Raw genomic sequence first — 10,071 nt, forward strand, 5'->3', positions numbered from 1 at the left:
CACCGCCGCCACCCCGGCCGACGGCGGCGCGGCGCCCGCCGCCCGGCAGCTCGCCGGGACGCACCCGGCCTGGGCCACCGCGCAGGCCGACCAGGGTGCGGTCGCCGACTCCGCCCCCGCGACCGCCCGCATCTACCTCGCCGGCCGGGACGCCAAGGGCCTCGCCGACCTGGCCCGGCAGCTCTCGGACCCGTCCTCCCCCGCCTACGGGCAGTACCTGACCACCGAGCAGACCAAGGCCCGGTTCGGGGCCACCCCCGAGCAGGTCGCGGCGGTCACCTCCTGGCTCACCTCGGCCGGGCTGACCGTGGGCGAGAGCACCCCGCACTACCTCCAGGTCTCCGGCAGCACGGGCGCGCTGGCCAAGGCGCTCGGCACCGCCTTCCACACCTACCGGACGCCGGACGGCTCCAGCCGCCGGGCGCCGGCCGCCGACGTCACCCTGCCGGCCCAGGTGTCCGGTTCGGTGCTCGCGGTGGGCGGGATCAGCACGAGCACGCAGACCAACGTCTCGCACGCGATATCCGTCCGCGACGCGGAGGCCAAGGCCGACGCGCAGGCCGCCACCGCCTTCGCCGCCCGCGGGGTCACCGCGGACAAGAAGCCGGCCGCCACCCTGCCGACCGAGCCGACCTGCTCCGAGGACGGCTACGGCTCGAAGACCGCCAAGGGCGCGCCCGACGGCTACGAGAAGAACGAGCCCTTCGCGCCCTGCTCGTACACCCCGAGCCAGCTGCGCAAGGCCTACGGCGTGACCGACGCCAAGGTCACCGGCAAGGGCGCCCGGATCGCCATCATCGACGCCTACGGCCTGCCGACCATGGAGCAGGACGCGAACCACTTCTCGACCGTGCACGGCGACCAGCCGTTCGCGGCCGGCCAGTACCGCGAGGTCGTCACCCCGGACAAGTGGGTGCACCAGGACGACTGCGGCGGCCCGGACGGCTGGGCCGGCGAGGAGGCGCTCGACGTCGAGATGGCGCACGGCCTCGCGCCCGGCGCCCAGGTCACCTACGTGGGTGCCAACTCCTGCTACGACGACGACCTCAACGCCGCGATGGCCAAGGTCGTCGACGAGCACCTGGCCGACGTGGTCTCCAACTCCTGGGGCGAGATCATGCACGGCAAGAGCGGGGACATCGACCCCGCCGTGGTCGCCGCCGACAACCAGGTGTTCCAGCTCGGTGCCGTCCAGGGCATCGGCTTCACCTTCTCCAGCGGCGACTGCGGGGACAGCTCCCCCGGCGCCGCGGCCACCGGCGTGAACTGCCAGGCCGACAGCAACCAGGCGCAGGCCGACTGGCCGTCCGCCTCGCCGTGGGTCACCTCGGTCGGCGGCACCGCGCTGGAGCTGGACAACAAGGCCGGCCGCTACGGCCACGAGGTCTCGATGGGCGACCAGCGCTCGGTGCTCTCCGCCGACCAGAAGTCCTGGGACCCGTACCCCGGCTTCTTCTACTTCGGCGGTGGCGGCGGCGTCTCCAAGGACTTCCCGCAGCCCTGGTACCAGCACGGCGTGGTGCCGGAGTCGATCGCGAAGACCGCGGCCGACGGCACCAAGTCCGCGACCCCGCTGCGGGCCACCCCGGACGTCGCGATGAGCGGTGACCTGGTCGCCGCCACCCTGGTCGGCTTCACCGCCGGCGGCACCTACAGCGAGGGCGGCTACGGCGGCACCTCGGTCTCCTCCCCGGAGTACGCGGCGATGATCGCCGACGCCATCGAGGTGCGCGGCGGCCGGGCGATCGGCTTCGCCAACCCGGCCATCTACGACCGGGCCCACAGCGACGCCTTCCGCGACGTGAACGACTCCGCCGTGCACACCAAGTTCGGCAACGTGGTCGACCTCGGCGTGGTCAGCGGCTCGCTGCGGGTGCGCCTGTACAAGCTGGCCTCCGACTACGGCCTGAAGGCCACCTGCGGCTACGACACCGCGACCGGCGTCGGCACCCCCGGCAAGGACTTCTTCAAGTCCTTCAAGCTGCCCCGCCACTGACCGGCCCCTTCGGACGGCCCCGGTGCGCACCCGCGCGCCGGGGCCGTCCGGCGTCCGGGCGGGCGCCCTTGAGATGATGCGGGGCACAGGGCACCCCGGACATCTCAAGGAGTGGCAATGACCGAGCACAAGGTGGCCGTGGTCACCGGTGCCAGCAGCGGGATCGGCGCGGCGACCGCCCGCCGGCTGGCCCAGGACGGCTTCGAGGTGGTGGTCACCGCGCGGCGCACCGACCGGATCGAGGCACTGGCCAAGGAGATCGCGGCGGCCGGCGGCACCGCCCGGGCGTACCCGCTGGACGTCACCGACCGGGCCGCGGTGGACGCCTTCGCCGCCGAGGTCGGCCCGGTGCACGTGCTGGTGAACAACGCCGGCGGGGCGATCGGCGCGGAGAGCGTCGAGGACGGCGACCCGGCCGACTGGCGGGCGATGTACGAGGTCAACGTGATCGGCGTGCTCAACGTCACCCAGGCGCTGCTGCCCGCGCTGCGCGCCACCGGCGACGGCACCGTGCTGGTGCTCAGCTCCACCGCCGCCCTGGCCGCGTACGAGGGCGGCGGCGGGTACGTGGCGGCCAAGCACGCCGCGCACACCATCGCCGCGACGCTGCGGCTGGAACTGGTCGGCGAGCCGATCCGGGTGATCGAGATCGCCCCCGGCATGGTGAGGTCCGAGGGCTTCGCGGTGACCCGGTTCCGCGGCGACGAGACCAAGGCGGCCGCGGTGTACGCGGGCGTGGCCGAGCCGCTCTCCTCCGCGGACGTCGCCGACACCGTCTCCTGGGCCGTGACCAGGCCCGCGCACGTCAACATCGACCTGCTGGTGGTCCGCCCGCGCGCCCAGGCGGCCAACCACAAGGTGCACCGCGAACTGTGAGGCGACACCGGGACGGCCCGGGCACCGCGGTGCCCGGGTCGTCCCGGTCCGCTGACACATAGGTGTCAACGTCACAACTTGATAGCTCGTTCGAGTGAATTCTGCGCGCCCTCTGCCCAACTGATGAGGCCTCAACTACCGTGGTGCCGCTGCTCGGCCCGGCGCGCCACCGGTCGGCCCGACCCCTTTCGCCCAGGTACTCCCTGCCCTCAGCCAGCCCTACTTTCGTCTCTGCCATCACGGTTCACCGGTGCCCCGGCCTGCCCGCGCTCGCCCACGGCCCGGCACCGCCCTTCCCGCCCTCACGAGGAGGACCCGCTGGCCAGCGACATCCCGCCGCAGCGTCTCGACGCGCGGACGGCACCGTCCCTGCTCGGGCTTCACCGCTTCAACGAGGCCGACGCCGGTGCTGCGGAGGAGGCCCTGCTGGCCTGCTGCGGCAGCCACCGCTGGGCGCTCCGGCTCACCGCCCACCGCCCGTACCCCGACATAGAGTCCCTGCTCGCCGCCGCCAGCGAGGCCTCCTACGACCTGCGCCCGGCCGACCTGGCCGAGGCGCTGGCCGACGAGAGCTGGATGCCGCAGCCGCTGCTCGGCATGCGCGCCCCCGGCAGCCAGGCCGCGCACACCGCGCTGCGGGCCGCCCACGCCGCGTACGAGGCCCGGTTCGGCCACGTCTTCGTGGTCTGCCTGGAGGGCGTGGTGCCCGAGGAGATGCTCGACACCGTGCTCACCTCGATCCGCACCCGGCTGGCCAACGAGCCCGACGAGGAGCGGCTGACCGCAGCGGACGAGCTGCGCCGGATCGCCCTCACCCGCCTCGAACACCTGGTCGCCACCCACTCCGCACCGGCGTCCCGCTAGGGCCTGTCCGGCGGACCTTGCCGGGCGCGCGACGACGGATCATCCCGCCTGGACGCCCGCCCGAATCGCCCAAGTACGTCCAGTACGAGGCCGACTCGGGCGCACGCCCGGACGGGCGCCCGACGCCGCACGCCGATCCGACAAGATCCGCCGGACAGGCCCTGGTCCCGCCGGGCTCGACGCTCCGCTCAGCCCCGCTGGGCCGAGCGGAGCTTGGCCAGCTGGGCGCGGACCACCGCGGGGTCGGGCTCGGCGGCCGGCTCGCGGCCCGCGCCGACCGTGGAGAAGACCGCCAGCGCCGTCCCGACCCGGGCCAGCAGCGCCCGCTGGGCCAGCACCACCGTCCCCGATTCATCCGTCAGGGTGAACGCGGTGGCGGCGTCCGCTCCCTCCGGCGTGGGCGTGTCGACCCGGGCCAGCCGGTGCCGGGTCCGCCCTCCCGGCTGCGCCGGGTCACCGGCCGGCCCGGCGGCCAGCCCGGAGGTGAAGGCCGTGCAGTGCGCCAGCAGCCGGTCCAGCTCGGTCTGCAGCCGCTCGGCCCGGCCCGCCGGGAACGCCAGCAGCCCGGTGTAGAGCGCGGCGTCCCGGTGGCCGTCCCGCACCACGCTCAGGTCGGTCTCCGCGGCGGGCCCGGACGCCGCCTTGCCCGGGGCCAGGGCGTCCAGCACCGGCTGGCAGGCCGGGACGTCGGCGCTCTCCCGGCCCTCGGCGGCGGTGTCGTGGCCGGGATCCATCACGGTCACGGTGTACCCGGGCCCGAGGTCGGCCCCCGCCAGCGCGGCGGCCCGCAGCCCGGCCGCGTCCAGCTCCCGTCCGGCCGGCACCCGGTCGGCGGAGGGGGCGACGGTGGTGCATCCGGCGGTGGCGAGCAGCAGCAGGGCGCCCAGCAGCGGGCGGGCGGTGCGGTCGGGCACGAGTGGTCCTGACGGGAGGCGGGTGCGGCGCGGACCCGGGCACCTTAGCGCGGTCGATCGGCCACTCAGAGTGACAATTCCCGGCGCCGTTAGCCCGGGAGTGCCTGTTTGATCACACCTGAGGCCCCCGGGGGCGGTTGTCCGGACGGCGTCGATAGGATGCTGGCGGCCGGTGGACCGTACCCGGCCGGGCTGACCGACACCGAAGCCGGCCGAGCCCCCAATCCGCTTCCGGAGGGTTTTCCGTGCCGGCTGGAACGCTGTACCGCGGCCGGGAAGGCATGTGGAGCTGGGTGGCTCACCGAGTCACCGGCGTCCTCATCTTCTTCTTCCTGTTCGCACATGTCCTCGACACCGCACTGGTGCGCGTGTCCCCCCAGGCGTACGACTCCGTCATCTCGACGTACAAGACGCCGCTCGTGAACCTGATGGAGTACGGCCTCACCGCCGCCATCCTGTTCCACGCGCTGAACGGCCTGCGGGTCGTCGCCGTCGACTTCTGGTCCAAGGGCCCGAAGTACCAGCGCCAGATGCTCTGGAGCGTCGTCGGCGTCTGGGTCGTCCTGATGGCCGGCGCGTTCTACCCGATCCTGCAGCACACGCTTCGTACCTGGTTCGGGGGCTGATCCGCGATGTCGACCGACACTCCCGCCGACCTGGTGGTCCCCTCCCTCCAGGCGCACACCGGCCAGGGCCTGGGCACCGGCAACCCCGCCGACGCCCTGGTGGTCGAGCCGGCCCGGGCCCGCTCCAAGCGGACCCCGCGCCGCACCCGCACCAACTTCGAGATGCTCGCCTGGCTGTTCATGCGCCTGTCGGGTGTCGTCCTGGTGGTGCTGGTGCTCGGCCACCTGCTGATCAACATCGTCCTCGACGGCGGCGTCTCGAAGATCAGCTTCGCCTTCGTGGCCGGCAAGTGGGCCTCGCCGTTCTGGCAGTTCTGGGACCTGCTGATGCTGTGGCTGGCGATGCTGCACGGCTCCAACGGCATGCGCACGGTCATCAACGACTACGCGGAGAAGGACGCCACTCGTCTGTGGCTGAAGGGCCTCCTGGGTGTCACGACCGTCTTCACGGTCCTCCTCGGCACCCTGGTGATCTTCACCTTCGACCCGAACATCTAGTCGGTAACGAAACCGGACGAGGCGACCTACCCCCATGCAGATTCACCAGTACGACACCGTCATCGTCGGCGCGGGCGGCGCCGGCATGCGCGCGGCCATCGAGTCGACCCAGCGCAGCCGTACCGCCGTGCTGACCAAGCTCTACCCCACCCGGTCCCACACCGGCGCGGCCCAGGGCGGCATGTGCGCCGCCCTCGCCAACGTCGAGGAGGACAACTGGGAGTGGCACACCTTCGACACGGTCAAGGGTGGTGACTACCTGGTCGACCAGGACGCCGCCGAGATCATGTGCAAGGAGGCCATCGACGCCGTCCTCGACCTGGAGAAGATGGGCCTGCCCTTCTCCCGGACCGAGCAGGGCCGGATCGACCAGCGCCGCTTCGGCGGGCACTCCCGCAACCACGGTGAGGCGCCCGTCCGCCGCTCCTGCTACGCGGCCGACCGCACCGGTCACATGATCCTCCAGACGCTGTTCCAGAACTGCGTCAAGCACGGCGTCGAGTTCTTCAACGAGTTCTACGTCCTCGACCTGCTGATCAACGAGGGCAAGACCGCGGGCGTCGTCGCCTACGAGCTGGCCACCGGCGAGATCCACGTCTTCCAGGCCAAGGCGGTCGTCTTCGCCTCCGGCGGCACCGGCAAGATGTTCAAGGTCACCTCCAACGCCCACACCCTCACCGGTGACGGCCAGGCGGTGGCGCTGCGCCGCGGCCTGCCGCTGGAGGACATGGAGTTCTTCCAGTTCCACCCGACGGGCATCTGGCGGATGGGCATCCTGCTCACCGAGGGCGCCCGCGGCGAGGGCGGCATCCTGCGCAACAAGGACGGCGAGCGCTTCATGGAGCGCTACGCCCCCGTCATGAAGGACCTGGCGTCCCGTGACGTGTGCTCCCGCGCGATCTACTCGGAGATCCGGGCCGGCCGCGGCTGCGGCCCCGACGGCGACCACGTCTACCTGGACCTGACGCACCTCCCGCCGGAGCAGCTGGACGCCAAGCTCCCGGACATCACCGAGTTCGCCCGCACCTACCTCGGCATCGAGCCCTACACGGACCCGATCCCGATCCAGCCCACCGCGCACTACGCGATGGGCGGCATCCCGACCAACGTCGAGGGTGAGGTGCTGGCCAACAACACGGACATCATCCCGGGCCTGTACGCGGCCGGCGAGGTCGCCTGCGTCTCCGTGCACGGCGCCAACCGCCTGGGCACCAACTCGCTGCTGGACATCAACGTGTTCGGCCGGCGCGCGGGCATCGCCGCCGCCGAGTACGCCGACAAGTCCGGCTACGTCGAGCTGCCCGCGAACCCGGCCGAGAAGGTCGAGGCCATGATCGACGGCCTCCGCGAGTCGACCGGCACCGAGTCCGTCGCGCAGATCCGCAAGGAGCTGCAGGAGTCGATGGACGCCAACGCCTCGGTGTACCGGACCGGCGACACCCTCAAGCAGGCCGTCACCGACATCGCGGCGCTCAAGGAGCGCTACAAGAACGTCGCGATCCAGGACAAGGGCATGCGCTACAACACGGACCTCCTGGAGGCCGTGGAGCTCGGCAACCTGCTCGACCTGGCCGAGGTGCTGGCCGTCTCCGCGCTCGCCCGCGAGGAGTCCCGCGGCGGTCACTACCGCGAGGACTTCCCGACCCGTGACGACGTGAAGTTCATGCAGCACACCATGGCGTACCAGGAGGTTGCCGCGGACGGCACCACCTCGATCCGCCTCGACTACAAGCCGGTCGTCACGACCCGCTACCAGCCGATGGAGCGTAAGTACTGATGAGCACTCCGACTGTGGAGAAGCACTCGGCCGCTCTGGACGCGGCCGAGGCGGGCGGCACCGAGCTGATCACCGTGACCCTGCGGATCCGCCGGTTCAACCCGGAGGAGCACGCGGACCCGGTGTGGGTCGACTACCAGCTGGAGATGGACCCGAAGGAGCGCGTCCTGGACGCGCTGAACAAGGTCAAGTGGGAGCAGGACGGCACCCTCACCTACCGCCGTTCCTGCGCGCACGGCATCTGCGGCTCGGACGCCATGCGGATCAACGGCCGCAACCGGCTGGCGTGCAAGACCCTGATCAAGGACGTCAACCCGGAGAAGCCGATCACGGTCGAGGCCATCAAGGGCCTCGCGGTCCTCAAGGACCTGATCGTCGACATGGACCCGTTCTTCCAGGCGTACAAGGACGTCATGCCGTTCCTCATCACCGAGGGGAACCAGCCGACCCGCGAGCGCCTGCAGTCCGCCGAGGAGCGCGAGCGCTTCGACGACACCACCAAGTGCATCCTGTGCGCGGCGTGCACGTCGTCCTGCCCGGTCTTCTGGAACGACGGCCAGTACTTCGGCCCGGCCGCGATCGTCAACGCGCACCGCTTCATCTTCGACTCGCGCGACGACGCCGCGGAGCAGCGCCTGGAGATCCTGAACGACCGTGAGGGCGTCTGGCGCTGCCGGACCACCTTCAACTGCTCGGAGGCCTGCCCGCGTGGCATCGAGGTCACCAAGGCGATCCAGGAAGTGAAGCGGGCCCTGGTGACCCGCCGCTTCTGATCCGGGAGTCCCCCGGACCGCGAAAGGCGGCGCCCACCGTGGAGACGGTGGGCGCCGCCTTCGGCGTTCCCGGGCCGGGGTTCAGGCCCGCTTCAGCGCCCGCACCCCGCGCACCCCGATGACGCCGATCCCGACGCCCAGCACGAGCGAGGTGACCGCGAGCAGCAGGTGCACCCAGAAGAACGCGGTCGGCTGGGAGTGGTCCCCGTTGGTGAAGGCCTGGCCGCCGGAGTCCTTCCAGAGGTTCTTTACGAAGGTGCTCCAGATGATCAGGGACCAGACGCCGAAGGCGGCGAGGAACCAGGAGACGGGGCGGCTGAGCTTCATGGCGGTCCTTGCTGGCGGGGTGGTCGCGGTCCGACTGCCAGTATGAGCAGTCGGCCGGACGGATCAGCCGCCGGCACCCGTTCGAAGGACCGCGGCGGCGCGGCGGGCCACCGGCGCCCCCGCCGGGTACGGTCACGCAATGCAGAGCGTCCGTCACATCGCGTACAGCGGCACGGCCCTGGCCCTCGGCCTGCTGTGCCTCGCTCCCGTCGCCGTGGCCGCCCCGCAGGACGGGCCGCCACCTGAACGTCCTCCGGTCGGCGGTGAGCTGCTCGGCCGGTCCGGCGTGCAGGTCATGCCGAAGGAGGGCGCACCCGCGCTCCCCGGCGACCTGACCGGCCAGTCCTGGCTGATCGCCGACGGCGGCACCGGAGAGGTGCTGGCCTCGTACAACGCGCACCAGCAGCTGCCGCCCGCCAGCACGCTGAAGATGCTCTTCGCCGATGTGGTGCTCCCCAGGCTGGACCGGATGGCGATGCACAAGGTCGACCCGGAGGAGCTGATGGGGATGGGGGCGGGCAGCAGCCTGGTGGGCATCAAGGAGGACCTGGACTACCGGGTCGACGACCTGTGGCGGGGGGTGTTCCTCAGCTCCGGCGCGGACGCCGTGCGGGTGCTGGCCACGATGAACGGCGGTGTGCAGCAGACCGTCTCCCAGATGCAGTCGCTGGCCCAGCGGCTGGGGGCGCTGGACACCCACGTGGTCACCCCCGAGGGCTACGACGAGGACGGCCAGGTCTCCTCCGCGTACGACCTCACGCTGTTCGCCCGGGAGGGGCTGCGCAATCCGGACTTCCGGGCGTACTGCTCGACCAAGGAGGCCCAGTTCCCGGGCGCCTTCGACAAGGCCAGCGGCCAGCGCGGCAGCTTCGGCATCGCCAACACCGACCGGCTGCTCGGGCGCTACCCCGGCCTGATCGGGGTCAAGAACGGCTACACCACCAATGCGGGCGCGACCTTCACCGGCGCGGCGGTGCGTGACGGGCGGACCCTGCTGGTCACCGTGATGCGGCCGAACAACGGCTCGCGGGTCTACGACGAGACGGCGGAGCTGCTCGACTGGGGTTTCGCCGCGGCGGGGAAGGTGACCCCGGTCGGCAGGCTGGTGGACCCGGGCACCGCGCCGACCCCGGAGCCCGCCCGGCCCGCCGCCTCGCCGGCACCGGCCCAGCGCGACCCGGTCCAGATCGCCCAGCCCGTGCAGACCCCGCAGACCGTCCCGGCGGGCTCGGCCGACAAGGGCGGTGCGGGCCTGGCCGGCACCCTCGCGGGCGTGCTGTGCATGACGGCCGGTGCCCTGCTCGCCCTGCGCGCCCGGGCGATCCGCCGCCGGCGCGCCGCGGCCCTCGCCGCCGCCGCGGCCCAGCCCCTGGACGGGATCATGGTCCCGGCCGGCGCCACCGCGATCAGCGCCCGCTGA

Annotated in this window: 10 protein-coding genes; 8 read left to right on the forward strand and 2 right to left on the reverse strand. The window is 72.2% G+C overall.

What is annotated here, in order from left to right; all coding sequences use genetic code 11:
* From AA75_RS26710 to AA75_RS26720, 3 genes are all read left to right on the forward strand, one after another.
* On the forward strand, positions 1-1,996 hold a 1,996-nt coding region (locus AA75_RS26710), incomplete at its 5' end, for a protease pro-enzyme activation domain-containing protein (protein ID WP_033822820.1).
* 117 nt (positions 1,997-2,113) lie between these two features.
* Entirely contained in the window at positions 2,114-2,872 is a 759-nt protein-coding gene (locus AA75_RS26715) for an SDR family oxidoreductase (protein ID WP_033822821.1), read from the forward strand.
* A 369-nt stretch (positions 2,873-3,241) separates the two neighbouring features.
* Positions 3,242-3,736, forward strand: a complete 495-nt coding sequence (locus AA75_RS26720) for a 2-oxo-4-hydroxy-4-carboxy-5-ureidoimidazoline decarboxylase (protein WP_051813435.1) — start codon at positions 3,242-3,244, stop codon at positions 3,734-3,736.
* A gap of 188 nt (positions 3,737-3,924) precedes the next feature.
* Here the strand turns inward: AA75_RS26720 and AA75_RS26725 are convergent, their stop codons facing one another.
* Positions 3,925-4,650 (reverse strand): hypothetical protein, encoded by a 726-nt coding sequence (locus tag AA75_RS26725; protein WP_033822822.1) that lies wholly within the window; start codon positions 4,648-4,650, stop codon positions 3,925-3,927.
* A gap of 245 nt (positions 4,651-4,895) precedes the next feature.
* Here AA75_RS26725 and sdhC point away from each other — a divergent pair, with 245 nt between their 5' ends.
* The 4 genes from sdhC to AA75_RS26745 are packed head-to-tail and all read left to right on the forward strand — an operon-like array spanning position 4,896 to position 8,324.
* Positions 4,896-5,276, forward strand: a complete 381-nt coding sequence (sdhC, locus tag AA75_RS26730) for a succinate dehydrogenase, cytochrome b556 subunit (protein WP_033822823.1) — start codon at positions 4,896-4,898, stop codon at positions 5,274-5,276.
* A gap of 6 nt (positions 5,277-5,282) precedes the next feature.
* Positions 5,283-5,774 carry a succinate dehydrogenase hydrophobic membrane anchor subunit gene (locus tag AA75_RS26735; protein WP_033822824.1) on the forward strand — a complete coding sequence of 164 codons (492 nt, stop codon included), beginning with the start codon at positions 5,283-5,285 and terminating at the stop codon, positions 5,772-5,774.
* Between the two features lie 34 nt (positions 5,775-5,808).
* Positions 5,809-7,551 carry a succinate dehydrogenase flavoprotein subunit gene (gene sdhA / locus AA75_RS26740; protein ID WP_033822825.1) on the forward strand — a complete coding sequence of 581 codons (1,743 nt, stop codon included), beginning with the start codon at positions 5,809-5,811 and terminating at the stop codon, positions 7,549-7,551.
* A complete protein-coding gene (locus tag AA75_RS26745; RefSeq protein WP_033822826.1) occupies positions 7,551-8,324 on the forward strand; it encodes a succinate dehydrogenase iron-sulfur subunit in 774 nt (257 codons plus the stop codon). The genes sdhA and AA75_RS26745 overlap by 1 nt, the downstream gene beginning before the upstream one ends.
* An 81-nt stretch (positions 8,325-8,405) precedes the next feature.
* Here the strand turns inward: AA75_RS26745 and AA75_RS26750 are convergent, their stop codons facing one another.
* Positions 8,406-8,651: an SCO4848 family membrane protein gene (locus AA75_RS26750; protein ID WP_033822827.1), complete on the reverse strand. Its 246-nt coding sequence runs from the start codon at positions 8,649-8,651 to the stop codon at positions 8,406-8,408.
* A gap of 139 nt (positions 8,652-8,790) precedes the next feature.
* Here AA75_RS26750 and AA75_RS26755 point away from each other — a divergent pair, with 139 nt between their 5' ends.
* Complete coding sequence (locus AA75_RS26755; protein WP_082526847.1) at positions 8,791-10,071, forward strand: D-alanyl-D-alanine carboxypeptidase family protein; 1,281 nt, start codon at positions 8,791-8,793, stop codon at positions 10,069-10,071.

The organism is Kitasatospora sp. MBT63, assembly GCF_000710465.2.
GTDB lineage: Bacteria > Actinomycetota > Actinomycetes > Streptomycetales > Streptomycetaceae > Kitasatospora.

Coding starts and splice junctions, on each gene's coding strand:
- AA75_RS26715 (WP_033822821.1), top strand. CDS start 2,114: ATGACCGAGCACAAGGTGGCCGTGGTCACCGGTGCCAGCAGCGGGATC.
- AA75_RS26735 (WP_033822824.1), top strand. CDS start 5,283: ATGTCGACCGACACTCCCGCCGACCTGGTGGTCCCCTCCCTCCAGGCG.
- sdhA (WP_033822825.1), top strand. CDS start 5,809: ATGCAGATTCACCAGTACGACACCGTCATCGTCGGCGCGGGCGGCGCC.
- AA75_RS26745 (WP_033822826.1), top strand. CDS start 7,551: ATGAGCACTCCGACTGTGGAGAAGCACTCGGCCGCTCTGGACGCGGCC.
- AA75_RS26750 (WP_033822827.1), bottom strand. CDS start 8,651: ATGAAGCTCAGCCGCCCCGTCTCCTGGTTCCTCGCCGCCTTCGGCGTC.
- AA75_RS26755 (WP_082526847.1), top strand. CDS start 8,791: ATGCAGAGCGTCCGTCACATCGCGTACAGCGGCACGGCCCTGGCCCTC.